This window comes from Lysobacter sp. Root667 (genome assembly GCF_001427715.1).
Classification (GTDB): Bacteria; Pseudomonadota; Gammaproteobacteria; order Xanthomonadales; family Xanthomonadaceae; genus Lysobacter.
The window spans coordinates 199,706-224,254 of record NZ_LMHF01000016.1 but is presented as its reverse complement, the minus strand read 5'-3'; the positions used below and the strand labels follow the sequence as shown (position 1 = coordinate 224,254).

Below are 24,549 nucleotides of genomic sequence, written 5' to 3'. Positions count from 1 at the left end.
TTGGGAGTGGGCATGGACAAGTACGACATCAAGAAAGCCCGCAAGGCCTGGTACGGCGCGCCGGTCGGGGCGTTCGTGCGGCTGGATATGCCGGCGATGGATTACTACATGATCGACGGCGCGGGCGATCCGAACACGGCGGCCGAGTACGCGGCCGCGGTGGAGGCGCTGTATGCGGCGTCGTACACGCTCAAGTTCATGAGTAAGGCGGATTTGCGGCGGGATTATGTGGTGCCGCCGCTGGAGGGTTTGTGGTGGGCGGACGATCTGTCGGATTTCGTGGCCCGGCGCAAGGATCGGTGGCGCTGGACGATGATGATCGTGGTGCCGGAGTTCGTCGGGCGGGCGATGGCGGAGGCGGCGATCGCGAAGGCGCAGGAGAAGAAGGGCTTGGCGGCGTTGTCGCGGTTGCGCTACGAGCGGTTGGAGGAAGGCCCGGTGGTGCAGACGCTGCACGTGGGGTCTTACGACGACGAGGGGCCGGTCTTGAAGCGGCTGCACGAGGAGTTCTTGCCGGCGCAGTCGCTGGTGCCGACGGGGCATCACCATGAGATCTATTTGAGCGATCCGCGCAAGACGGCGGCGGCGAAGTTGAAGACGATTTTGCGGCAGCCGGTGCGGGTGGGGTGAGGTTGTCGGGGCTCTGCACGTTCGTGCCGTAGGTCGGAGTAGGAGCGGCGGTGTCGGTGTGGGGCTGCGCTGTAGGTGCGGTGTCGGATCGCGGCTTACGCCGCTCCTACCCCAAAGCGGGTGTGGTTGGGGTTGGTTGGCGGTGGCGCGGTGTGTGGGATGGCGCGTCGCGGCTTACGCCGCTCCTACAGGGAGCCCAGGGCGGTTCGGTGCGCTGGGCCGGTGGCGCTGTGGGAGCGGCGTGAGCCGCGATTGCGTCGCCGGGTCAGCCGCGCCAGTTGGCGTGGCTGCGCCAGAACTCGACGCTGCGCTGGTAGGCGTCGCGGTCCAGTGGGACGCCGGAGCCGCCCTCCTCCACGCCCAGGGCGTTGCGCATCATGGTGATCGGCGCCATCGGCGTTTCCATCGGTTCGGCGGTGTACATGCAGCCGACCACGCCCCAGTCGGCGGTGGTGTCGGTGCCTTCCTTCGCCAGTTGCTCGCAGCTGTAGAGGATGACAATCAGGTAGTCGGCCACCGGCGGGTCGATGTTTTCGAACCAGCGCACCAGCACCGGCAGCTCGTCTTTGCTGCGCGCGTCGTAGTCGCTGCGCAGCAGGTGGCGGTTGGCGTCGGTGATCGGTACCGCGAGGCAGCGGGTCGAGGTCCAGTTGCGGTGCACGTGCAGCTTGCAGAACGGGGCGTAGCCGTCGAGCACCTGCAGCGGCGCGACCTCGTTGAGGTGGCGCTCGAACTGTTCGGGCGTGCAGTCCTGGATGGTGTTGCGGCGCGGCTCGCGCGGGAACAGGCGGGCGCGGGCGAAATCGGTGAGGACGATGGTCATGGCGGCATTATCGGGCAGTTGCGACCAGGGGCGCGCCCAGAACGCGGCGACGATGGGCCGCCATACTTCGCCCCGGTTAGCGCAGGTGCGGCGCCCGACCGCCGCTAGCGCCTGGCGGGCAACCGCGCTCAAGGCCCGACTGAAGCGCTTGAGCCCCTCTTTGCCGCCCTATTTCGGCCGATAAATCACCCCGGCCCGTTTTTCCCGTACCCTTTCCGACCGTTTCGGCGCGCAATACGGACCTGTCCTTGAACACCAACGCTGCACCCGCCCTGGCCCTCTCGCCGGCATCCGATGCCGACGCCGCCATTTCCGGCGATCGTCTGCATGCCACTCTGGCGCTGCTGGACGCGATCATCGCCGACCGCAGCGTGCTCGATGCGCTGCCCGCGGACGAACGCGAGCGCCTGCTGCAGGCGGTCGCTCTGGTCCACCACCCCGAGCCGCGCGCGCGGCGGCAAAAATCCAAGATCCAGGCACGCGAACGAGCACAGGAAAAAGCGCGCGCGACCGAGGCGCTGCTCGACCAGACCGGCATCCGCACCCTGCGTCGCAAGCCGGTATTCACCACGCCGAACTACTTCCCGCCGCAGGCGCCGGGCCTGCACGACCCCAGCAACCGCGCGTCCGATCCGGTGGCCCACAACGAGTCGCCGGAACTGCTGCATTGCTATGTCTGCAAGCAGAAATACACGCGCATCCATCACTTCTACGATCAGCTGTGCCCGCCCTGCGCGGAATTGAATTTCCACAAGCGCACCGAGACCGCCGATCTGCGCGGACGCGTGGCGCTGCTGACCGGCGGACGCGTCAAGATCGGCTATCAGGCCGGCTTGAAACTGCTGCGCGCGGGCGCGACGCTGATCGTGACCACGCGCTTTCCGCGCGATTCGGCTGCGCGCTACGCCGCCGAGCCGGATTTCGGCGAATGGGGCCATCGGCTGGAAGTGTTCGGGCTGGACCTGCGCCATACGCCCAGCGTGGAAGCGTTCTGCACCCAGCTGCTGGCCACGCGCGAGCGCCTGGACTTCATCATCAACAACGCTTGCCAGACCGTGCGCCGTCCGCCGGCGTTCTATGCGCACATGATGGCCGGTGAGACCGCCGCGCTGCAGACCCTGCCCGAGCACGTGCGCAAGCTGATCGGCCAGTACCAGGGCCTGCGCAGCACCGACTTGCTGCCGGGCGCCCATGCGACCGCGCTGCAAGCCGGCCGCCCCGATCCCGGCGCCACCGGCCTCACCCACGCCGCCGAGCTTTCGCAGGTACCGCTGCTGCCCGACGAACTGCTAGGCCAGGCGCATCTGTTCCCCGAAGGCCGGCTCGACCAGGACCTGCAGCAGATCGACCTGCGCGGGCGGAATTCCTGGCGCCTGCAGATGGACGAAGTACCGTCGGTGGAGCTGCTGGAGACGCAACTGGTCAACGCGGTCGCGCCCTTCATCATCAACGCGCGCCTGAAACCGCTGATGCTGCGCACGCCCGATGGCGCGCAGACCGCGCGCGACAAGCACATCGTCAACGTCTCGGCGGTCGAAGGCCAGTTCTACCGCAACTTCAAGACCACCAAGCACCCGCACACCAACATGGCCAAGGCCGCGCTCAACATGATGACGCGCACCGCGGCCGCCGATTACCACGGCGACGGCATCCACATGAACAGCGTCGACACCGGCTGGGTGACCGACGAGGATCCGATCGAGATCGCCGCGCGCAAGACCGTCGAGGAACGCTTCCATCCGCCGCTGGACATCGTCGACGGCGCCGCCCGGATCGTCGACCCGATCATCCACGGCTTCAACACCGGCGAGCACGTGTGGGGACAGTTCCTGAAGGACTACGCGCCGACGGACTGGTGAGTTTCGCGCGATCCGCATCGAGCGGCCTGCGCAGGCGCGGCAGCGGCCACTGAGGAAGGCGAGGACCGTAGGGTGCGGTGAGCCGCAGGCGAACCGCACCATCGCGCGATCCCGATCGCCGCGCCGGCGCGGTTGTCACCGCACCCTACAACGTCGCCGCGACATCGGCGACCGTTGAAAACGCACTCCGACCCATGTTTTTTGCCGGTTTTCGCTACGAATCGCCACGCTTCGACAGCAGCCTGTCGATCACGTCGACCGGCAGCGGGAACACGATGGTGGAACTCTTCTCGCCGGCGATCTCGGTGAGTGTCTGCAGATAACGCAACTGGATCGCGCGCGGATCGCCGCCGAGCAGCCTGGCCGCTTCGACCAGCGTTGCCGCGGCTTGTTTCTCGCCTTCGGCGTGGATCACCTTGGCGCGGCGCAGGCGCTCGGCCTCGGCCTGGCGCGCGATCGCACGGACCATGGTCTCGTTGAGATCGATACGCTTGATCTCGACATTGGCCACCTTGATGCCCCAGGCATCGGTCTGCGAATCGAGGATATTGCGGATGTCGGCGTTGAGCTTGTCGCGCTCGGCAAGCATCTCGTCGAGATCGTGCTGCCCCAGCACCGAGCGCAGCGTGGTCTGTGCGAGCTGGCTGGTGGCTTCGTAGAAATGCTCGACGTTGATGATCGCCTTCTGCGGATCGATCACGCGGAAGTACACCACCGCATTGACCTGTACCGAAACGTTGTCGCGCGAGATCACATCCTGCGGCGGCACGTCCATGACGACGGTGCGCAGTTCGACCCGCACCATCTGCTGCACAAAGGGTATCAGCAGGATCAGGCCCGGCCCTTTCACCTTGAAGAAGCGGCCCAGTTGGAAGACCACGCCACGCTCGTACTCGCGCAGGATCTTGACCGCACTCATCAGGACTGCTGCGATGAGTACGATCGCCGGAAAGTAGATGATGATGTTCATGGCGACTCCGTCATGCGTCATTGATCGAGCGGAACGACTTCCAGCACCAGGCCGTCCATCGCCTGCACGCGTACCGACTGCCCGCGGCGCACCGGCGATCGCGATGTCGCCTGCCAGACCTCGCCACGGATCCGCACATGGCCGCGCCCATGGAAATCGCCGGTCGCGATGGCGAGATGGCCCACCAGTTCCTGCGCGCCGGTCACTACCGGCAACTTGCGCGCCTTCGCCGCCAGCCAGATCACGCTCATGAAGGCGAGCGCGCTGGCAACGGCGATGCCGAGGATCAATCGCCCCGGCAATCCGAACCCGGGCACGTCGGTATCGAACAGGATGAGCGAGCCGGCAACCAGGGCCACCAGGCCGCCGATGCCGAGCGAGCCGAAGCTGGGGAGCGCGAATTCCGCCGCCATCAGGCCCACGCCCAGCACGATCAGCGCCACGCCGGCGTAGTTCACCGGCAGCACCTGCAATGCATACAACGCCAGCAGCAGGCAGATCGCGCCGGTCACGCCGGGGAACAGCGCGCCGGGCGTATAGGCTTCGATCATCAGTGCGTACAGGCCGACCAGCAACAGCAGATAGGCCACGGTCGGTTCGGTCAATACGCCCAGCAGCCGTGCGCGCCAGTCGGGTTGCAAGGTCGTGACGGCGCCCGCATCCAGCTTCAGCTGAAATCTCCGTTGGCCCAGTTGCACTTCGCGGCCGTTCGCCTGGCGCAGCAGCGATGGCAGGTCGGCTGCGACGATCTCGATGACATGCTGCTGCAGTGCCTGGCTTGCCGTCAGGGTGGCAGCGTCGCGCACTGCGGCTTCGGCGAATTCGCTATTGCGCCCGCGCAGTTCCGCAAGGCTGCGCAGGTAAGCGACCGCGTCGTTGACGACCTTGCGCTCCATCGCCGTTGCGCCATCGCGCCGCGCGTCGGGATGCCTGTCCCGATCGGCGGCTTTTCCGGCGTCCGCCGCGTCCCCCGCATCCGGTTCCTGACCACGCGCCTGGTTCGCGGCGCGCTCCTCATCGTCTGGCGTGGCCGGCGTCGATGGCGTGCCCGGCCCACCCATCGAGACGGGCGTCGCCGCCCCCACCGACGTGGCCGGCGCCATCGCTGCAACATGGCATGCGTAGAGGATGTAGGTGCCGGCACTGGCCGCGCGCGACCCTTCCGGGGCCACCCATCCGATCACCGGCACTTTCGACGAAAGAATCGCGTGATTGATGTCGCGGGTCGCGGCATCGAGGCCGCCCGGCGTGTCGATCCGCAACACCACCGCCTGCGCGTGGTTGTCCGCCGCGCGCTTGAGGCCGCGTTGCACATAGTCGCTGGTGGCCGGGCCGATACCGCCCTTGATATCGAGCAGGTACACCCCGCCCTCCGACGCCGGAAGCGCCGGCGCCAAGCCCAGCCCGAAGGCCAACAGCAAGGCATAGCCAAGCGATCGCATGGCAAACCCCTCGGTTGCCTCTACGTCCTGTCTATTGGATACCTGCGGTTGTTAAGGCGGCGCTAGCGCCGCCCGCGGCAGATTTGCGCGGGTTTCCGTACCAGACGCGTTGGCTTGGCGGACGCGATCGCGGCTTACGCCGCTCCCACAGGAAGCTTCATGACGGCCTGCGGGTCGACTGGCCCTGCGGCCTGCAGTGTCCCCCGGCCGCCACGCTGGGTCAGACCGGTCGGCAGCTCGGCATCGCGCGTACGTGGTTGTGTGCCACGAGGGTCGGGCCGCCGATCCGGACCGGGGTGGCCGAACGCAGATCAGCGAAGGCGGCTACGGCCTCGCCGATCTGGTCGAAGGGCGCGATACGCCTACATGTTGCGGCGGTACTCGCCGCCCACGTCGTACAGGGCGTGGCTGATCTGGCCCAGGCTGTGGGTCTTGACCGCTTCCATCAGGCTGGCGAACACGTTGCGGCGTTCGCGCGCGGCGGCCTGCAGGCCCTTGAGGCCTTCGGCGGCGTAGCCGTTGCGGCCGGTCTGGTAGGCCAGCACGTTGTCGATCTGCTGGCCCTTCTCGCTTTCGGTCGAGCGGATCAGTTCGATCTCGGTGACGATGTCGCCACCGTGGTCCTTGGGCAGGAAGGTGTTGACGCCGACCAGGGGCAGGCTGCCGTCGTGCTTCTTGTGTTCGTAGTACAGCGATTCTTCCTGGATCTTGCCGCGCTGGTACATGGTGTCCATGGCGCCCAGCACGCCGCCGCGCTCGCTGATGGCCTCGAATTCCTTGTAGACGGCCTCTTCGACGATGTCGGTGAGCTTGTCGACGATGAAGCTGCCCTGCCAGGGGTTTTCGTTGAAGTTCAGGCCCAGCTCTTTGTTGATGATCATCTGGATCGCGACGGCGCGGCGCACCGACTCTTCGGTCGGGGTGGTGATGGCTTCGTCGTAGGCGTTGGTGTGCAGGCTGTTGCAGTTGTCGAACAGGGCGTACAGGGCCTGCAGCGTGGTGCGGATGTCGTTGAACTGGATTTCCTGGGCGTGCAGGGAGCGGCCCGAGGTCTGGATGTGGTACTTCATCATCTGGCTGCGCGGGTCGGCGCCGTAGCGCTCGCGCATGGCGCGGGCCCAGATGCGGCGGGCGACGCGGCCGATGACGGTGTATTCCGGGTCCATGCCGTTGCTGAAGAAGAACGACAGGTTGGGCGCGAAGTCGTCGATCTTCATCCCGCGCGCGAGGTAGTACTCGACGATGGTGAAGCCGTTGGACAGGGTGAAGGCGAGCTGGCTGATCGGGTTGGCGCCGGCTTCGGCGATGTGGTAACCCGAGATCGACACCGAGTAGAAGTTGCGGACGTTCTTGTCGACGAAGTACTGCTGGATGTCGCCCATCATGCGCAGGGCGAACTCGGTGCTGAAGATGCAGGTGTTCTGGGCCTGGTCCTCTTTGAGGATGTCGGCCTGGACGGTGCCGCGCACGGTGGCGAGGGTCTTGTCCTTGATGCGCTGGTAGGTCTCGGGGTCGACGACCTGGTCGCCGGTGACGCCGAGCAGGCCCAGGCCGAGGCCGTCGTTGGTCTCGGGCAGCAGGCCGCCGTACTGCGGGCGCGGCTTGCCTTCGTACAGCCGCTCGATGGTGTCGTGGGCCGCGTCCCAGCGGGCGCCGTCTTCGCGCAGGTATTTCTCGACCTGCTGGTCGATGGCGGTGTTCATGAACATCGCCAGGATGATCGGCGCCGGGCCGTTGATGGTCATCGACACCGAGGTGCTGGGCGCGCACAGGTCGAAGCCGGAGTACAGCTTCTTCATGTCGTCCAGGGACGCGATGTTGACGCCGGAGTTGCCGATCTTGCCGTAGATGTCCGGGCGCACGGCCGGGTCTTCGCCGTACAGGGTGACGCTGTCGAAGGCGGTGGACAGGCGCGCGGCGGGCTGGCCGACGGAGAGGTAATGGAAGCGGCGGTTGGTGCGCTCGGGCGTGCCTTCGCCGGCGAACATGCGGATCGGGTCTTCGCCGGTGCGGCGGTAGGGATACACGCCGCCGGTGTAGGGGTAGTAGCCCGGCAGGTTTTCCTTCTGCAGGAACACCAGCAGCTCGCCCCAGCTCTTGTAGGTGGGCGCGGCGATCTTCGGGATCTTCTGGTGGCTGAGCGACTCGCGGTAGTTCTCGACCTTGATGGCCTTGCCGCGCACTTCGTACTCGGTGACTTCGTCGGTGATCGACTTCAGGCGCGCGGGCCAGTCGCGCAGGAGCTTGAGGGCTTCGGAGGTGAGGCTCTGGACGGCGTCGTTGTAGCGCTGGCGCAGGGTCAGCAGGGTGCGGTCGGCGACAACAGCGCCCTCATCCGCCCTGCGGGCACCTTCTCCCGCAGGCGGGAGAAGGGCGTCGGCGGCGTAGAGGTCGAGCTGCTTGGGCAGGGCCTCGTCGCCCAGGTCGTGCAGCGACTGCCAATACGACTGCGCGCGATCGGCGATCTCGGCCTGGGTTTCGATCTGGCGGTTGATGCCGCGGCCCTGCTCGGCGATCTCGGCCAGGTAGCGCACGCGGGCGCCGGGGATCAGCACGGTGGCGCGCGGTTCCTTGAGGTCGGTGTTGACGTCCGGGGTCCAGCGCTGCGCCGGCAGCGAGAGCTTCTCGCGCAGCAGGCGGCACAGGTTGGCGAACATCCAGCTGATGCCGGGGTCGTTGAACTGGCTGGCGATGGTCGGGTAGACCGGGATGTCTTCGTCCTTGGTGGCGAAGGCGACGCGGTTGCGCTTCCACTGCTTGCGCACGTCGCGCAGGGCGTCTTCGGCGCCGCGCTTGTCGAACTTGTTGAGCACGACCAACTCGGCGTAGTCGAGCATGTCGATCTTTTCCAGCTGGCTGGGCGCGCCGAAGTCGCTGGTCATGACGTACATCGGGAAGTCGACCAGGTCGACGATTTCCGAGTCGGACTGGCCGATGCCGGCGGTTTCGACGATGACCAGGTCGTAGCCCAGGCCCTTGAGGAAGCCGATGCAGTCCTTGAGCACGGCGTTGGTCGCCACGTGCTGGCGACGCGTGGCCATGGAGCGCATGTAGACGCGATGGCTGCGCAGCGAGTTCATGCGGATGCGGTCGCCGAGCAGGGCGCCGCCGGTGCGGCGACGGGTCGGGTCGACCGAGATCACCGCGATGCGCATGTCGGGGAAGTTGGCCAGGAAGCGGTTGAGCAGTTCGTCGGTGACCGAGGATTTGCCGGCGCCGCCGGTGCCGGTGATACCGACCACCGGGGTCTTGCCGCCGGACAGCTGCCACTGCTTGCGCAGGTGGGCGAGCTGGGTTTCGTCGAGCAGGCCTTCCTCGATCGCCGAGAGGGTCTTGCCGATGGTGATTTCGTCGTCGATCGCGGCGGGCTTGTCGGGCGCGGTGTCGGCGATGCGGCCTTCGCTGGCGCGGCGGACGACGTCTTCGATCATCGCCACCAGGCCCATGTGCATGCCGTCGTTGGGATGGTAGATGCGCTCGACGCCGTAGGCCTGGAGTTCGCGGATTTCCTCGGGGGTGATGGTGCCGCCGCCGCCGCCGAACACGCGGATGTGGCCGGCGCCGCGCTCGCGCAGCATGTCGACCATGTACTTGAAGTATTCGACGTGGCCGCCCTGGTAGCTGGACAGGGCGATGCCGTCGGCGTCTTCCTGCAGCGCGGCGCGGACCACGTCCTCGACCGAGCGGTTGTGGCCGAGGTGGACGACTTCCGCGCCCTGCCCCTGGATCAGGCGCCGCATGATGTTGATCGCGGCGTCGTGGCCGTCGAACAGGCTGGCGGCGGTGACGAAGCGCAACGGGGTGGCGTCGGCCTGGGCGGCGGGGACTACGGCAACGGGAGTGCTCATGGCGCGCTCAATACGAAAAACGAATAGGGCGCATTGTAGCGCGCGGGCTGTGGGAGGCTGGAGCCGGGCGACGTGCGGGCGGGTATGGCGCGGCGCTGGCGGGGCCGGATGGCAACGGTATGGCGGCCGTCTGTGGGAGCGGCGTAAGCCGCGATCGTGTCGCGTCGAATCTCCGATTGAAGCGATTCGCCGGCATGTGCGGCGTCGAATCGCGGCTTACGCTGCTCCTAAAGGCGCCGCTCCCACAGGCGCCGCTCCCACAGGCGCGAGCGGCGCAGGTCAGGGGCGCGATGGTCGGCCTTGGGATGACATCGCCCTCAGGGGTTGGTCGATAGATAGGTGCGACGGCCTATGAGCGACGCGGTCGCGGCTTGCGCCGCGCCTGCCCCGAAGCGGCCATTGGGGGACGGCTCAGCTTGCTGGCGTGGCACTGAATCGCTGCGAGAGCAGTCGTCAACAGGCACGTGGATACGGGCGTTGTCCTGGCTGACGGCGGATGGCGCCGGTAGCGGAGCAGGAACATGACGATGCGTCCTTGGGTATTGAGCGCGGCGATCGCGGTGACGGCGTTGGGCACGGCGGTACATGCGCCGCCGGCGCAGGCGCGCGGCTACATCGATGTGAGCGTGCGGGTGGCACCGCCGCCGGCGCGCTACGAGCGGGTGCGGGTGCGCTCGGGTTACGTGTGGGCGCCGGGCTACTGGCGCTGGAACGGGCACCGTCACGTCTGGGTCGGCGGGCAGTACGTGCGGCTGCGGCCGGGCTATGTCTATGTGGCGCCGCGCTGGCACCGCTACGGGCCGGGCTGGCGCTTCAACGACGGCCATTGGGCGCGGCGCTGAACCGGCCGCCGCGGGCGTTGCGAAAAGCTAACGCCCGCGGCGTCTGCCCAGGGGCGCGGGCCTCGGTTACGCTCCGGTGGATGATCGACGACCCTGCCCTGACCCGCCTGCGCCTGGAAGCCGAGCACGGCTCGCCGCAGGCGCTCTACCAGTTGGCGACCGCGCTGGTGTCGCGCCAGCGCGTGGACGAGGCCTGCATGCTGCACCGGCGCGCGGCCGAGGCCGGGCTGGCGAACGCGCAGATCGAGTACGCGCGCATGCTGATGTACGGCGTGGGCACCGAGCCCGACCCCGAGCTCGCGGTGGAATGGCTGCTGCGCGCGGAAGCGGCGGGCAGCCCGATCGCCGGCTACTTCCTGGCCCTGATCGCGCTGGGCGAGATCGCGCTGCCGCACGACGGGCGCAGCAACGAGCGCCTGCTGAGCGCGATCCAGGCCGATTACCCGCCGGCGCTGCGCGCGGCGGCGATCCATTTCGGCCGCCGCGCCAGCGAGCGTGACCAGACCCTGTGCCTGCAACTGCTGGAACGCGGCGCGGGCCGCGGCGACATCGTCGCCGCGCGCCTGCTGGCCGAACGCCTGGCGCGCGGCGAAGGTTGCCCGGCGCAGCCGGGCGCGGCCGAGGACATCCTGCGCCAGCTGGCCGCGCACGGCATCGCGCGCCTGCCCGCCAGCGCTGCGCCGCTGCCGACTACGCTGCCGCCGATCCCGCCCGGCACGCTGGCGCTGGAGGAAGTCCTGCGGCCGGTGGCGGTGACGCCGCTGTCCTCGGCGCCGCGGCTGGCGCAGGTCGACGGCTTGTTGTCGGCCGACGAATGCCGGCTGCTGATCGCCAGCGCGCAGCCGTCGCTGCAGCGCTCGCAGACCATCGACCCGGACACCGGCGCGCCGGTGCCGCATGCGCTGCGCACCAGCAGCGATTCGGCGTTCGACCCGATCGTCGAGGACTTGGCGCTGCGCCTGGTGCAGTTGCGCATGGCGCATGCGGCGGGCGTGGCGCTGCCCCAGGCCGAGCATCTGACCGTGCTGCGCTACGCGCCAGGCGAGGAATACCGCCCGCACCGCGACTACCGGCCGCCGGAATCCTTGGAACGCGACCGTCCGCAGGCCGGCAACCGGCTGCGCACGATCTGCGTGTATCTCAATACGGTCGAGGCCGGGGGCGAGACCGAGTTCCCCGTCGCCGGCGCCAGGATCGCGCCGCTGCCGGGGCGCGCGGTGATCTTCGACAACCTGCATCCGGACGGGCGCCCGGACCCGGATTCCCTGCATGCGGGGCTGCCGGTGCTGCGCGGCGAGAAATGGCTGGCGACGCTGTGGCTGCGGGAGCGGACGTACCGGCTGTTCTGAGGCGCGCTTCGTTCGGGGGAGCATTGCCGCGGACGCAGGCCGGCAGGCCGCCCCACCCCGCTTTTGTGGGAGCGGCGTGAGCCGCGATCGATACTCGCGGGCCTGCGGCGCAGCCTGCGTTGGCGCGCATCGCGGCTTACGCCGCTCCCACAGAAAGCACGGCGCCGGCCGCTCGGCTTTAGCTTGGCTTTGGGGTAGGAGCGGCGTAAGCCGCGACCCGCTGCCGCAAAGGATCGTGGCGTAGGCATGTGCGGTATCTCGGTCGCGGCTCACGCCGCTCCTACCCCGAGGCGGGCTGTACCGCTGGAAAGATCGTGGCGTAGGCATGTGCGGTRTCKCGGTCGCGGCTYRCGCCGCTCCTACCCCAAGGCGGGCCGGATCGGCCCACACCACCAGCCCCCTCGCCTGTTCATATTCGCCCTCGCCGCCAGCCGCCCGAACCCATACATAGCCGTATCCCCCGATTGCTTTAGACTGTCGCCCCTGCGGCGTCCGCAGTGAAGGCTCCGCGCAAGCGAAATCCTTTAATTTCACCGACTTACCAGACCTTTCTGGCGTTAAGCGCAATGCGCGATCCACGCCGTTTCGGAGCACCCGATGATTTTCGAAACCCTCGACACCTTCGGCCATGAGCAGGTCGTGTTCTGCCATAACAAGGACGCCGGCCTGAAGGCCATCATCGCGATCCATAACACGGTGCTCGGCCCGGCCCTGGGCGGCCTGCGCATGTGGCCGTACAAGACCGAGCAGGACGCGCTCAACGACGTGCTGCGTCTGAGCCGCGGCATGACCTACAAGAACGCGGTCGCGGGCCTGAACATCGGCGGCGGCAAGGCCGTGATCATCGGCGACCCGGCCGCGGACAAGTCCGAAGCGCTGTTCCGCGCCTTCGGCAAGTTCGTCGATTCGCTGGGCGGCCGCTACATCACCGCCGAGGACGTCGGCATCGACGTCAACGATATGGAATACGTCTACCGCGAGACCGAGTACGTCACCGGCGTGCACCAGGTCCACGGCGGTTCGGGCGACCCGTCGCCGTTCACCGCCTACGGCACCCTGCAGGGCCTGATGGCGGCGCTGAACAAGCGCTTCGGCGACGAGGAAGTCGGCAAGTACAGCTACGCCGTGCAGGGCCTGGGCCACGTCGGCATGGAGTTCGTGAAGCTGCTGAAGGAACGCGGCGCCAAGATCTTCGTCACCGACATCAACAAGGGCCTGGTCGACAAGGCCGTGAGCGAGTACGGCGCCGAGGCGGTGAGCCTGGACGAGATCTACGACGTCAACGCCGACGTCTATTCGCCCTGCGCCCTGGGCGGCACGATCAACGAGCAGACCCTGCCGCGCCTGAAGGCCAAGATCATCTGCGGCGCGGCCAACAACCAGCTGGCCAACAACGCGATCGGCGACGAGGTGTCCAAGCGCGGCATCCTGTACGCGCCCGACTACGCGGTGAACGCCGGCGGCGTGATGAACGTGGCGCTGGAACTCGACGGCTACAACCGCGAGCGCGCCATGCGCATGATGCGCACGATCTACCACAACCTCGGCCGCATCTTCGAAATCGCCGAGCGCGACGCGATCCCGACCTACAAGGCCGCCGACCGCCTCGCCGAAGAGCGCATCGACGCGATCGGCAAGCTCAAGTTGCCGATGGGCCGCACGGCCCCGAGCTTCCGGGGTCGAATCCGCGGCGGCCACTAAGCGATTCGACGACGACGGGGCCGCAAGGCCCCGTCGCTGTTTGGGCGTCACTCACCATTTTTGTGTAACCAGATCAGATCGACAGGAGTTCCGATGCGTCCGTTCCCCCTGGGTGAAGAGATCGATGCGCTGCGCGAAGCCGTGCGCCGCTTCGCCGAAGCCGAAATCGCACCGCGCGCCGCGCAGATCGACCACGACAACGCGTTCCCGCAGGACCTGTGGCCCAAGCTGGGCGAGCTGGGCCTGCTCGGCATGACCGTGCCGGGCGAGTACGGCGGCAGCGAGATGGGTTACCTGGCCCACCTGGTGGCGATGGAAGAGATTTCGCGCGCCTCCGGTTCGGTCGGCCTGTCCTACGGCGCCCACTCCAACTTGTGCGTGTCCAACCTGTACGCCAACGCCAACGACGCCCAGCGCCAGAAGTACCTGCCCAAGCTGTGCAGCGGCGAGTGGAAGGGCGCGCTGGCGATGAGCGAACCCGGCGCCGGCTCCGACGTGGTCGGGTCGATGAGCTGCCGGGCCGAACTCAAGGACGGGGTCTGGGTCGCCAACGGCAACAAGATGTGGATCACCAACGGCCCCGAGGCCGACGTGCTGATCGTCTACATGCGCACCGCCGGCAAGGAATCCGGCAGCCGCTGCATGACCGCCTTCATCGTAGAGAAGGGCATGCCGGGCTTCAGCACCGCGCAGAAGCTGGACAAGCTGGGCATGCGCGGCTCCAACACCTGCGAGCTGGTGTTCGAGGACTGCCGGATCCCGGCCGAGAACGTACTCGGCGAGGTCAACCAGGGCGTCAAGGTGCTGATGAGCGGTTTGAACACCGAGCGCCTGGTGCTCAGCGGCGGTCCGCTGGGCCTGATGCAGGCCGCGCTGGACAGCGCCCTGTCCTACGTGCGCGAGCGCAAGCAGTTCGACGTCGCGATCGGCACCTTCGGCCTGATGCAGGGCAAGATCGCCGACATGTACACCGCGCTGCAGTCTAGCCGCGCCTTCGCCTATCAGGTCGCGCGCGACTACGACGCCGGCCACAAGAGCCGCGTCGACGCCGCGTCCTGCCTGCTGCACGCGTCCGACAGCGCGGTGCAGGTGGCGCTGGAAGCGATCCAGTCGCTGGGCGGCAACGGCTACATCAACGAGTACCCGACCGGACGCATCCTGCGCGACGCCAAGCTCTACGCGATCGGCGCCGGCACCAACGAAATCCGGCGCATGCTGATCGGACGGGAGTTGTTCGAGGGCAATAGCTGAGCCGGCAGACAGTGGGTTCTCGGCCGTAGAGCGGCGCAAGCCGCTGCTGCCTGCGCATTGGTGCGGCGCCTGCGCTAGAGCACCACTGCTCTGTGTGGGAGCGGCTTAGCTCTGTGTGGGAGCGGCGTGAGCCGCGATCGCGTCACCGCAAAAGCCGGCGAACTCGCCGGCTTTTGCGTTCCTGCATCGGGCGCTGGATGCGATTCGGACATCGTTCTCGCCGGTTCGACCGTTGGCCGCGTGCGAGCGGCGCGGCCGCTCGTGGCCTCATCGCGGCTTACGCCGCTCCCACAGGAGCCTGGGCTGGATTGATTGGAGCTGGCCGCGCGGTGATCCGCGGCTACACGGTCGCGGCTTACGCCGCTCCTACCCCAAAGCAAAGCCGCGATGCTGCCCCGCTCCGTCTTTAGCTGCTTCCTGTGGGAGCGGCGTGAGCCGCGATCGCGTCACCCAAAAGCCGGCGAACTCGCCGGCTTTTGCGTTTCTGCGTCGGGCGAGTGCGATTCGCGACATCGTTCGTCGCCGGTTCGACCGTTGGCTGCGTGCGAGCGGCGCGGTCGTTCGTGGCCTCATCGCGGCTTACGCCGCTCCCACAGAAGGCTGTGCTGGATTGATCGGAGCTGGCCGCGCGGCGATCCGCGGCTACACGGTCGCGGCTTACGCCGCTCCTACCCCAAAGCAAAGCCGCGATGCTGCCCCGCTCTGTCTTTAGCTTCCTGTGGGAGCGGCGTGAGCCGCGATCGCGTCACCCAAAAGCCGGCGAACTCGCCGGCTTTTGCGTTCCTGCGCCGGGCCGAGGATGCGATTCGCAGCGTCGTTCGACGCCGGTTCGGTCGTTGGCTGCGTGCGAGCGGCGCGGCCGTTCGTGGCTTCATCGCGGCTTACGCCGCTCCCACAGGAGGCTGGGCTGGATTGATCGGAGCTGGCTGTGCGGCGATCCGCGGCTATACGGTCGCGGCTTACGCCGCTCCTACAGGGGGCGCCGGCGCATCCTTCGACGCCTCTCGCAGACCCTCCGGCACCTCTTGCTGCGCCCTCCTACGCCTCTCGCAGCACGCGTCGACGCCTCTCGCTGCGCCCTCCGACGCGTCTATGACGGCACTTTTTTTAGCGACGGGTCATTGCGGCGCGGTACACCAAGATGAGCCGTTCAGGTGAAGATTTCGTTCTCCCGTCGCAAGGGGGAAAGCGACGCCGTTCGCGCTTTCGGGTCGCGGCGGCAGCGGCCGCGCCGCCTCTCGCATGGGTCCGACAGGGCCGCACGCCACCGCTGCAGAACCGCCCCGACCGGCATTTGCGGCAGTGCAGCATCGGGTCGCATAATCGAACGGTTCCGGCCCTGGCGCCGGCCGCACTATTCGGAGTCCGCCCATGAGCGATGTCGTCATCGTCGGTGCCAAGCGCACCGCCATCGGTTCCTTCCTCGGCCAATTCACCGGCGTCCCCACCCCGACCCTGGGCACGGCCGCGATCGCCGCCGCGCTCGATCATGCCGGCCTCCAGGCCGACCAGGTCGACGAAGTCATCATGGGCTGCGTGCTGCCCGCCGGCCTCGGCCAGGCGCCGGCGCGCCAGGCCGCGCTGGGCGCGGGCCTGCCGACCTCGGCCGGCTGCACCACCATCAACAAGGTGTGCGGCTCGGGCATGAAGGCGATCATGCTGGGCCACGACCTGATCAAGGCCGGCTCGGCCAAGGTCGTGGTCGCCGGCGGCATGGAGTCGATGACCAATGCCCCGCACCTGCTCAACAATTCGCGCACCGGCATCCGCTACGGCAGCGCCGAGATGCTCGACCACATGGCCTGGGACGGCCTGACCAATCCCTACGACGGCAAGGCCATGGGCGTGTTCGGCGACGCCACCTGCGCCCAGTACGGCTACGACCGCGCCGCGATCGATGCCTACTCCGAGGAGAGCGTCAAGCGCGCCCAGGCCGCGATCGCCAACGGTGCGTTCAAGGACGAGATCGTCGCGGTCACGGTCAAGGGCCGTAAGGGCGATGTCGTGGTGGACAGCGACGAAGAGCCCGGCAAGATCGACGTCAGCAAGATCCCGGGCCTGCGCCCGGCGTTCGGTAAGGACGGCGTGCTCACCGCCGCCGCGTCCTCGAAGATTTCCGACGGCGCCGCCGCCGCGGTACTGATGTCGGCCGACGACGCCGCCGCCCGCGGGCTCAAGCCGCTGGCCCGGATCGTCGCCCATGCCGGCCACGCCCAGGCCCCGGAGTGGTTCACCACCGCACCGGTGAAAGCGATTTCAAACGTGCTCGAGAAGGCCGGCTGGACGGTCGCCGACGTCGATCTTTTTGAGATCAACGAGGCGTTTTCGGTGGTCGCCATGGCGCCGATGAAGGACCTGGGCATCCCCCACGAGAAGCTCAACGTCAACGGCGGCGCGGTCGCCCTGGGCCACCCGATCGGCGCCAGCGGGGCGCGTCTGGTGGTCACCCTGCTGAACGCCCTGCGCGCCCGTGGCGGCAAGCGCGGGGTCGCCTCGCTGTGCATCGGCGGCGGCGAAGCCACCGCGATCGCGGTCGAGATCCTGTGAAAGGTTAAAAACGCGTTGTGCAAAAAAAACCGGCCAGCCGCTTGACACGCGTCACTGGCTTGTCATCATGTTATCGGCGCGCAACTGCGCGTTGCCTAACTAATCGACGAGGAAACCGAATCATGACTTTCAACAAGGCGCTGCTCGCCCTGGCTCTGGGCCTGGCCCTGGCCGCTTGCTCGAACCAGAAGCAGGCTGACGACGCTGCGGCTGATGCCGCCGCTGCTTCGACCGAAGCCCAGGCCACCGCTGACGCCGCCGCTGCTACCGGCGACGCCGCTGCTACCGACGCTGCTCAGGCTGCTGCCGACACGGCCGCTACCGCTGCTGACGCCGCTGCCACCTCGGCCGACGCCGCTGCCGCTGCCGCTACCCCGGCCGCTGCCGACGCCGCTGCCGACGCTGCTGGCAAGGCTGCTGACGCTGCCGCCGACGCCGCTTCGGCCGCCACCCAGGCGACCGATGCTGCCAAGGAAGAGCCGAAGAAGTAATACCCTTTACGGGTATGCAAGACTGGAAGAGCCGCCGGTTTACCGGCGGCTTTTCCGTAGTTGATGTAGTGGTCAGTGAACGATAGAACCGGCATCGCCCGGGTCGCTGCGCGCACTGGCGTTGCCTGATGTACGTCCGCTCCAACCAGATAACTCTTCAGACAACTCCTCCGGAGACAACCATGAACACCAAGCTCCCCGTCCTCCTCGCCGCCGCCGTCCTGGCTCTGTCGGCTTGCACCAACAACACCGACACCGCGAAGGACGAGGCCGCTCAGGCCGCGACCGCCGCCGAGCAGGCTGGCGACGCCGCCGCCCAGGCCGCTGACGCCGCCGGCACCGCCGTCGCCGAAGGCGCCGACGCCGCCGCTGCCGCCACCGGCGAAGCCGCTGCCGAAGCCGGCGCCGCTGCCTCGAAGGCCGCCGACGCGACCGCCGCCGCTGCCAACGACGCCGCTGCCGGCGCCGCTGCCGCGACCGCCGACGCCGCCCAGGCGACCGCCGACGCCGCTCAGAAGGTCGCCGACAAGGCCGACGCTGCTGCGACCGAAGCCAAGAAGGAAGAAGCGAAGAAGTAATTCGCTTCGTACCTGGAAACACGGAGAGGCCCGCGCAAGCGGGCCTTTCTTTTTGCGCCCTGCATCCACCGCGCATGGGCCTACGCCCCGCGCCCGCCGGCGAGTGTGCGAAAGCGTGATTGGCCCGCGCCGACGCTTTGTGGTTTGATGCCGCGTCTTTCGAACAACCCGCATCGATGCCCGCGATCACCTCCCAACTCGACCCGCGCTCGCAGGATTTCCGCGACAACGCCGCCTATCACCAGGCCTTGGTCGAGGAGCTCGACGCCCGTCTCGCCCGCGCCGCCCACGGCGGCGGCGACAAGGCCCGCGACAAGCACACCGAGCGCGGCAAGCTGCTGGCGCGCGACCGCATCGCCGCGCTGCTGGACCCGGGCTCGCCGTTCCTGGAGATCGCCCCGCTCGCCGCCGAAGGCATGTACGACGGCGCCGCACCGGCCGCGGGCATGGTCGCCGGCATCGGCCGGGTCCAGGGCCAGGAAGTGGTGATCGTCGCCAACGACGCCACGGTCAAGGGCGGCACCTACTTCCCGATGACGGTGAAGAAGCACCTGCGCGCGCAGGAAGTCGCGCGCGAGAACCGCCTGCCCTGCATCTACCTGGTCGACTCCGGCGGCGCCTTCCTGCCGCTGCAGGACGAGGTCTTCCCCGACCGCGAGCACTTCGGCCGCATCTTCTACAACCAGGCCCGGCTGAGCGCGGAAAACATTCCGCAGATCGCCGTGGTCATGGGCAGTTGCACCGCCGGCGGCGCCTACGTGCCGGCGATGTGCGACGAATCGATCATCGTGAAAGAACAAGGCACGATCTTCCTCGGCGGCCCGCCGCTGGTGAAGGCCGCGACCGGCGAAGTCGTGGACGCCGAAGCCCTGGGCGGCGCCGAAGTCCACACCACCGTGTCCGGCGTGGCCGACCATTTCGCCGAAGACGACCGCCACGCGCTGCAGATCGCGCGCGAGATCGTCGGCAACCTCAACCGCCGCAAGGTCCTGCCGGTCGCCGTGCAGCCCGCGCGCGAGCCGCTGTACCCGGCCGATGAGCTGTACGGCATCGTGCCCAAGGACACCCGCCGCCCGTTCGACATCCGCGAGGTGATCGCGCGTATCGTCGACGGCAGCGACCTGCAGGAGTTCAAGGCGCGCTACGCCAAGACCCTGGTGACCGGCTTCGCCCACGTACACGGCTACCCCGTCGGCATCGTCGCCAACAACGGCATCCTGTTCGCCGAGAGCGCGCTCAAGGGCGCGCACTTCATCGAGCTGTGCAACCAGCGCGGCATCCCGCTGGTGTTCCTACAGAACATCACCGGCTTCATGGTCGGCAAGAAGTACGAGAACGCCGGCATCGCCAAGGACGGGGCCAAGATGGTCACCGCCGTGGCCTGCTCGCACGTGCCCAAGTTCACCGTGGTGATCGGCGGCAGCTTCGGCGCGGGCAATTACGCCATGTGCGGCCGCGCTTACGGCGCGCGCTTCCTGTGGATGTGGCCGAACGCGCGCATCAGCGTGATGGGCGGCGAACAGGCCGCTTCGGTGCTGGCCACTGTGCGCCGCGACGGCATCGAGGCCGCCGGCAAGGTGTGGACGCCGGAAGAGGAAGAGAGCTTCAAGGCGCCGATCCGCGAGCAGTACGAATCGCAGGGCAATCCCTACTACGCCAGCGCGCGACTGTGGGACGACGGCATCATCGACCCGGCCGACACCCGCCGCGTGCTCGGCCTGGGCCTGTCGGCCAGCCTCAATGCGCCGATCGAGGACCGCACCCGCTTCGGCGTGTTCCGGATGTAGTCCGTGGGGCCCGGGAACGGAGTCAAGCGCCGCTTTGCCGCGGTGGCCCCACCCCGCGCCCGATCTCAGGCTCTGGTTCCCCCGCCCACGGTCGGGCCACACTCGCCGCCCGCCCCCAGCCAGCCGGCGAGCCAGGGCTGGATCACCCGCCTACGGCTTGGGATCGGCTGCTGTTACAGCCGGCGACGCCCATGGCCGCGCCCGCGCAACATGCCGGGCGAGCCCGCGGCACGGTATCTTCTCGATCTACGCGCAGGACGCGCGACGCCCAGACCGCCACCGATCGGCGGACGCGACGCTCACGACCTGCATGACCCCGACCACGCAGCCTCATACCTCGCACCCATGATCGTCGGCATCGACCTCGGCACCACCCATTCCCTGATCGGCAGTTACGGCCCGGACGGCCCCCGCCTGATCCCGAACGCGCTGGGCGAGCTGCTGACGCCCTCGGTGGTCAGCGTCGACGACGCCGGCGCGATCATCGTCGGCCGCGCCGCCCAGGAGCGCATGGTCTCGCACCCGCAGCGCAGCGTCGGCGCGTTCAAGCGCTGGATGGGCACCGACCGCCGCACCAGCCTGGGCAAGCACGCGTTCCGGCCCGAGGAGCTGTCGGCGCTGATCCTCAAGTCGCTGCTCGCCGACGCCGAGGCCCAGTTGGGCGGCAAGGTCGAAGAGGCGGTGATCAGCGTGCCGGCCTATTTTTCCGACAGCCAGCGCAAGGCCACGCGCATCGCCGGCGAGCTGGCCGGGATCCGGGTCGAGCGCCTGATCAACGAACCCACCGCGGCTGCCCTGGCTTACGGTCTGCAGCAGCGCAGCGAGGGCCGCTACCTGGTGTTCGACCTCGGCGGCGGCACCTTCGATGTCTCGATCCTGGAAATGTACGACGGGATCATGGAAGTCCACGCCAGCGCCGGCGACAACTTCCTCGGCGGCGAAGACTTCTCGCGCTGCATGCGCGACGCCTTCCTGCGCGACAACGACCTCGGCCTGGAGCGGCTGTCGCTGGCCGAACTGGCGCAGCTGGAACGGCGCCTGGAACTGGGCAAGCGCGAGCTCGCGCACGGCCACGAAGCCGAGGTCGAGATCGTCCTGCAAGGCCAGCCGCGGCGCTGGCGCATGGACGAGCACACGTTCGCGCAGCTGTGCGACCCGCTGGTGCAGCGCTTGCGCGCGCCGCTGGAACGCGCCATGCGCGACGCCAAGCTGCGCCCGGACCAGCTCGACGAGATCGTGCTGGTCGGCGGCGCCTCGCGCATGCCGCTGGCCGCGCGCCTGGTCTCGCGCATGTTCGGACGCTTGCCGCTGCGCCACGTCAACCCGGACGAAGCGATCGGGCTGGGCGCCTGCGTCGCCGCCGGCATGAAGGCGCGCGACGAATCGCTGGAGGAGATCATCCTCACCGACGTCTGCCCGCACACCCTGGGCGTCAACACCGCCGAGGAGACCGGCAACGGCCAGCACGCCAGCGGCATCTTCTCGCCGATCATCCACCGCAACAGCACCGTGCCGGTGAGCCGGGTCGAGCGCTACTACCCGCTGCGCGACGGCCAGCGCCAGGTCGAGTTCGAGATCTACCAGGGCGAGAGCCCACGGGTGGAGAACAACGTCCGTCTGGGCAGCGTCTCGGTCGACCTGCCGCCCATGCGCCGCAACGAGAACCCGGTCGATATCCGCTTCACCTACGACATCAACGGCCTGCTCCAGGTCGAGGCCACGGCGCTGTCGACCGGCCTGACCCGCGAGGTGGTGCTGGAAAAGAACCCCGGCGTGCTCGGCGCCGACGAGATCCGCGCGCGCCTGGCGGTGCTGGCCGCGCTCAAGGTGCATCCGCGCGACCAGCAGGAAAACATCGCCCTGATCGCGCGCGGCGAACGCCTGTACGAAGAACTGCTGTGGGCGCGCGACCAGCTGCAATCGGCCTTGCTGCAGTTCCGCAGCGTGCTCGACGGCCAGGACGTGCGGGTGATCTCCGAGCATCGCGGCGAGTTCAGCCAGTTCCTGGACCAGATCGAGGGCCAGGGCCACGCATGAATCCGTTTGCGGAGCTCGGACTGGAGCAGGACGCCGACGAGCGCGAGGTCAAGCGCGCCTACGCCGCCGCGCTGCGCCAGGCGCGCCCCGATCAGGATCCCGAGCGGTTTCAGCGCGTAAACGAAGCCTACCGGGCCTGCCTGGACTGGCTGGCCTGGCGGCGCCACTACGACGCTCAGGACGACGACAGCGACGAGAACCACGAGGCGGATACGAGCGAAGCCGCGGACCCGGCGCCCTCGCCCGCCGCCATCGCGGCTGATGCCGATGTCGATGAGCACGATCCGTACGCCGAACAAGACGAACGCTCGGCGTTCCCGGATCCGAAGCAGTTCGTCGCCGAGCTGTTCGAAGTCTCCAGCCTGGGCAGCGCCCAGGACATCCATGACTGGCTGCAGTCGCACCCTGCCTTCTACGCGATCGGCGCACGCGAAATGTATGCGCCCAGCGTGATCGCGCAACTGCAGGACGAACCCAACCTGCCACCGCGCCACCTCGCCGCCTTGCTGCATTTCTTCGGCCTGGACGAGGTCGGCGAAACGCGCGCCTGGCTGGAACCCAAGATCGAGGCCCTGCAGCGGCGCGCCCTGGTCACGCCGGAGGACAGTGCCGCCATACGCCTGCTGTTCGGCCGGCGCGACGGCGAGCCGCACCGTCGCGAAGGCTTGCCGCCGGGCATGATCTGGGTGCTGGTGATGACCGCGATCGCGGTCGCTCGCTGCATGCACACGACCTGACACGCGCGATGCACGATCCCTTCGCCCTGCTCGGCCTGCCGCGCGACGCCGACGAGCGCGCGATCAAGCGCGCCTATGCGCAGCGCCTGCGCACGACCCGGCCCGACGACGACCCGGCCGGATTCCAGCGCCTCAACGAGATCTACCAGCGTTGCCTGGCGCTGGCGGCGAACCCTCAGGCCTGGCGGCACGACGAGGACGACCACGAAGGAGACGACGAAGCGGCCGATGCCGGCGCAGGCGAACTCGCCGTGCTCGCCAGCGCGCGCAGCGACGCCGTCGCCGAGGCGAGCGCGGATGCCATCGCCGTTGCCGTCGCCACCGACGCCGCTTTCGCCGCCGGCGACGAAACGCCCGAGTCCGCGTACTGGAACTTCGATATCGGCGCCTTCATCGACGACCTGCTCGATCACGCCCAGCGCGACACGCCGCAGACGCTGGAACGCTGGCTGCGCGGCCTGGTACCGCTGTACTCGCTGCAGCTCAAGCAGGCCTTGCGTACGCCCGTCGCGCGCGCGCTGATCGAATCCATGCCGCCGCCCCCGCCGCCGCAACTGCGCGTGGCGATGCGGTTCTTCGACCTCGACGGCGTGTCGGCGGACGGCGATTCGCTGCAGTACGACCTGCAGCAAATCCTGGCCAAGGTCGACGAGGTGGTGGAGCTGGAGCGCGAGATCGCGGAGTTGCGCTCGCCGCGGACCAAGCCGATCGATTTCCTGCTGATGCGCGAGCTGCTGGGGCCGCGACACTGGTTGCGGCGGCTGTTCGTGCTGCTGATCCCGCTGCTGCCTTCGCGCTTGAACGAGCTGCGGCTGGCGCTGGAAGGCGATTATCCCAACGCCATCCAAGCGCGGCTGGATCCCGAAAGCGTCGCATTCTGGCAGCGCGCCACCGACCGCAACGGTTTCGACTGGCGCCGGCTGCTGATCGCGCCGCTGCGCATACCGCTGTACTACGCAGCGACGATGGCCTTCCTCGCCGCGCTGACCATGAGCGCCGCGCCGTTCCAAAAGTTGGGCTATCACAGCCTGTTGCTGGCCGTCGCTGTGCTGGGCTGGACGCTGTCGAGCACCGCCATACCGCGGATCGCGCGCTATTTCGAACGCAAACACGGCTGGGATCCGGCGCTGCTGCACAGCGCGGTACTGATTGCCTGCGGTCTCGCGGCGAGCCCTTGGTGGCCGGTCGCCGCGATCGCGCTGTTCGTCGTGGTCGGGCTGGCCTGGACCGCGCCGCGTCCCATGCTGAAGCAAGGGCTGCCTGCGGTCCTTGCGATGGCCACCGGCGCGATCGCGGTATTCGTGAACGGGCTGGCCTTGCAGAACGGCGAATCGGCGAGCACACCGGTCCTGATCGCCACCGGGCTCTACGCCGGCGCGGTACCGATCCTGCACGACGTGTTCCACGCATGGCGCAAGCGCATCAGCCTGTACGAAGCGCGCCGCCGGCTGGGCGGATTCTGGTGGCTGGTCGCCGCGCACGTGCTGGCGTCGACGACGTTTCCGGCCTGGATTCCGCTGCTGCGCGACTGAATGCGCGAACTCGACACAGGATCGAGACGGCCCTAGCCCTGTTCATCGTCCTGAAAAATATCTGAACCATTCTGCGCTCGCGCAGGATGCAACTGCACGGTAACAAACCGCGCAAATCCGCGTTG

The 24,549-nt window shown here is 68.2% G+C and carries 17 protein-coding genes; 13 read left to right on the top strand and 4 right to left on the bottom strand.

Features of this window, described 5'->3' with window-relative positions; genetic code table 11:
- Positions 1 to 12: 12 nt before the first annotated feature.
- Entirely contained in the window at positions 13 to 630 is a 618-nt protein-coding gene (locus ASD78_RS19650; protein WP_056104650.1) for a GyrI-like domain-containing protein, read from the top strand.
- Between the two features lie 265 nt (positions 631 to 895).
- Here the strand turns inward: ASD78_RS19650 and ASD78_RS19645 are convergent, their stop codons facing one another.
- Positions 896 to 1,453 carry a DUF3228 family protein gene (locus ASD78_RS19645; RefSeq protein ID WP_056104647.1) on the bottom strand — a complete coding sequence of 186 codons (558 nt, stop codon included), beginning with the start codon at positions 1,451 to 1,453 and terminating at the stop codon, positions 896 to 898.
- A gap of 272 nt (positions 1,454 to 1,725) precedes the next feature.
- Between ASD78_RS19645 and ASD78_RS19640 the strand changes: the two genes are divergently transcribed.
- Positions 1,726 to 3,312, top strand: a complete 1,587-nt coding sequence (locus ASD78_RS19640; protein ID WP_056104729.1) for an SDR family oxidoreductase — start codon at positions 1,726 to 1,728, stop codon at positions 3,310 to 3,312.
- A 214-nt stretch (positions 3,313 to 3,526) separates the two neighbouring features.
- Here ASD78_RS19640 and ASD78_RS19635 read toward each other — a convergent pair whose 3' ends face one another.
- From ASD78_RS19635 to ASD78_RS19625, 3 genes are all read right to left on the bottom strand, one after another.
- Positions 3,527 to 4,282: a slipin family protein gene (locus ASD78_RS19635; RefSeq protein ID WP_056104643.1), complete on the bottom strand. Its 756-nt coding sequence runs from the start codon at positions 4,280 to 4,282 to the stop codon at positions 3,527 to 3,529.
- Positions 4,283 to 4,299: 17 nt separating this feature from the next.
- Positions 4,300 to 5,724 carry a nodulation protein NfeD gene (locus tag ASD78_RS19630; RefSeq protein ID WP_056104640.1) on the bottom strand — a complete coding sequence of 475 codons (1,425 nt, stop codon included), beginning with the start codon at positions 5,722 to 5,724 and terminating at the stop codon, positions 4,300 to 4,302.
- 362 nt (positions 5,725 to 6,086) lie between these two features.
- Positions 6,087 to 9,572, bottom strand: coding sequence for a methylmalonyl-CoA mutase family protein (locus ASD78_RS19625; protein ID WP_056104637.1), 3,486 nt, complete (start codon positions 9,570 to 9,572; stop codon positions 6,087 to 6,089).
- 521 nt (positions 9,573 to 10,093) lie between these two features.
- On the opposite strand from ASD78_RS19625, the gene ASD78_RS19620 reads away from it, so the two are divergent.
- The 11 genes from ASD78_RS19620 to ASD78_RS19570 all read left to right on the top strand — a co-directional run bounded on the left by ASD78_RS19620 (position 10,094) and on the right by ASD78_RS19570 (position 24,424).
- Positions 10,094 to 10,414: a YXWGXW repeat-containing protein gene (locus ASD78_RS19620; protein WP_056104634.1), complete on the top strand. Its 321-nt coding sequence runs from the start codon at positions 10,094 to 10,096 to the stop codon at positions 10,412 to 10,414.
- Between the two features lie 80 nt (positions 10,415 to 10,494).
- On the top strand, positions 10,495 to 11,763 hold the full coding sequence (locus ASD78_RS19615; protein WP_082559942.1) for a 2OG-Fe(II) oxygenase: 1,269 nt from the start codon (positions 10,495 to 10,497) through the stop codon (positions 11,761 to 11,763).
- A gap of 597 nt (positions 11,764 to 12,360) precedes the next feature.
- Entirely contained in the window at positions 12,361 to 13,464 is a 1,104-nt protein-coding gene (locus ASD78_RS19610; protein ID WP_055910189.1) for a Glu/Leu/Phe/Val dehydrogenase dimerization domain-containing protein, read from the top strand.
- Positions 13,465 to 13,557: 93 nt separating this feature from the next.
- A complete protein-coding gene (locus tag ASD78_RS19605; RefSeq protein WP_056104631.1) occupies positions 13,558 to 14,715 on the top strand; it encodes an isovaleryl-CoA dehydrogenase in 1,158 nt (385 codons plus the stop codon).
- 1,371 nt (positions 14,716 to 16,086) lie between these two features.
- Positions 16,087 to 17,262, top strand: coding sequence for a thiolase family protein (locus tag ASD78_RS19600; RefSeq protein WP_055910194.1), 1,176 nt, complete (start codon positions 16,087 to 16,089; stop codon positions 17,260 to 17,262).
- A 122-nt stretch (positions 17,263 to 17,384) separates the two neighbouring features.
- The gene (locus tag ASD78_RS19595) at positions 17,385 to 17,753 is read left to right on the top strand and encodes a hypothetical protein (RefSeq protein ID WP_055910197.1); all 369 of its coding nucleotides are present in this window, start codon (positions 17,385 to 17,387) and stop codon (positions 17,751 to 17,753) included.
- Between the two features lie 182 nt (positions 17,754 to 17,935).
- Positions 17,936 to 18,331, top strand: a complete 396-nt coding sequence (locus tag ASD78_RS19590; protein WP_056104628.1) for a hypothetical protein — start codon at positions 17,936 to 17,938, stop codon at positions 18,329 to 18,331.
- 176 nt (positions 18,332 to 18,507) lie between these two features.
- A complete protein-coding gene (locus ASD78_RS19585) occupies positions 18,508 to 20,118 on the top strand; it encodes a carboxyl transferase domain-containing protein (protein WP_056104626.1) in 1,611 nt (536 codons plus the stop codon).
- A gap of 345 nt (positions 20,119 to 20,463) precedes the next feature.
- Positions 20,464 to 22,155, top strand: coding sequence for a molecular chaperone HscC (locus tag ASD78_RS19580; RefSeq protein WP_056104623.1), 1,692 nt, complete (start codon positions 20,464 to 20,466; stop codon positions 22,153 to 22,155).
- Complete coding sequence (locus tag ASD78_RS19575) at positions 22,152 to 22,892, top strand: DnaJ domain-containing protein (protein WP_056104620.1); 741 nt, start codon at positions 22,152 to 22,154, stop codon at positions 22,890 to 22,892. Before ASD78_RS19580 ends, ASD78_RS19575 begins: the two co-directional genes overlap by 4 nt.
- An 8-nt stretch (positions 22,893 to 22,900) precedes the next feature.
- Complete coding sequence (locus tag ASD78_RS19570) at positions 22,901 to 24,424, top strand: J domain-containing protein (RefSeq protein WP_056104618.1); 1,524 nt, start codon at positions 22,901 to 22,903, stop codon at positions 24,422 to 24,424.
- The last annotated feature ends 125 nt before the right edge of the window (positions 24,425 to 24,549 follow it).

Bases quoted from the DNA above. Each gene is read 5' to 3' on its own strand.
- ASD78_RS19650 (WP_056104650.1), top strand. From the start codon at position 13: ATGGACAAGTACGACATCAAGAAAGCCCGCAAGGCCTGGTACGGCGCG.
- ASD78_RS19645 (WP_056104647.1), bottom strand. From the start codon at position 1,453: ATGACCATCGTCCTCACCGATTTCGCCCGCGCCCGCCTGTTCCCGCGC.
- ASD78_RS19635 (WP_056104643.1), bottom strand. From the start codon at position 4,282: ATGAACATCATCATCTACTTTCCGGCGATCGTACTCATCGCAGCAGTC.
- ASD78_RS19630 (WP_056104640.1), bottom strand. From the start codon at position 5,724: ATGCGATCGCTTGGCTATGCCTTGCTGTTGGCCTTCGGGCTGGGCTTG.
- ASD78_RS19625 (WP_056104637.1), bottom strand. From the start codon at position 9,572: ATGAGCACTCCCGTTGCCGTAGTCCCCGCCGCCCAGGCCGACGCCACC.
- ASD78_RS19620 (WP_056104634.1), top strand. From the start codon at position 10,094: ATGACGATGCGTCCTTGGGTATTGAGCGCGGCGATCGCGGTGACGGCG.
- ASD78_RS19615 (WP_082559942.1), top strand. From the start codon at position 10,495: ATGATCGACGACCCTGCCCTGACCCGCCTGCGCCTGGAAGCCGAGCAC.
- ASD78_RS19610 (WP_055910189.1), top strand. From the start codon at position 12,361: ATGATTTTCGAAACCCTCGACACCTTCGGCCATGAGCAGGTCGTGTTC.
- ASD78_RS19605 (WP_056104631.1), top strand. From the start codon at position 13,558: ATGCGTCCGTTCCCCCTGGGTGAAGAGATCGATGCGCTGCGCGAAGCC.
- ASD78_RS19600 (WP_055910194.1), top strand. From the start codon at position 16,087: ATGAGCGATGTCGTCATCGTCGGTGCCAAGCGCACCGCCATCGGTTCC.
- ASD78_RS19595 (WP_055910197.1), top strand. From the start codon at position 17,385: ATGACTTTCAACAAGGCGCTGCTCGCCCTGGCTCTGGGCCTGGCCCTG.
- ASD78_RS19590 (WP_056104628.1), top strand. From the start codon at position 17,936: ATGAACACCAAGCTCCCCGTCCTCCTCGCCGCCGCCGTCCTGGCTCTG.
- ASD78_RS19585 (WP_056104626.1), top strand. From the start codon at position 18,508: ATGCCCGCGATCACCTCCCAACTCGACCCGCGCTCGCAGGATTTCCGC.
- ASD78_RS19580 (WP_056104623.1), top strand. From the start codon at position 20,464: ATGATCGTCGGCATCGACCTCGGCACCACCCATTCCCTGATCGGCAGT.
- ASD78_RS19575 (WP_056104620.1), top strand. From the start codon at position 22,152: ATGAATCCGTTTGCGGAGCTCGGACTGGAGCAGGACGCCGACGAGCGC.
- ASD78_RS19570 (WP_056104618.1), top strand. From the start codon at position 22,901: ATGCACGATCCCTTCGCCCTGCTCGGCCTGCCGCGCGACGCCGACGAG.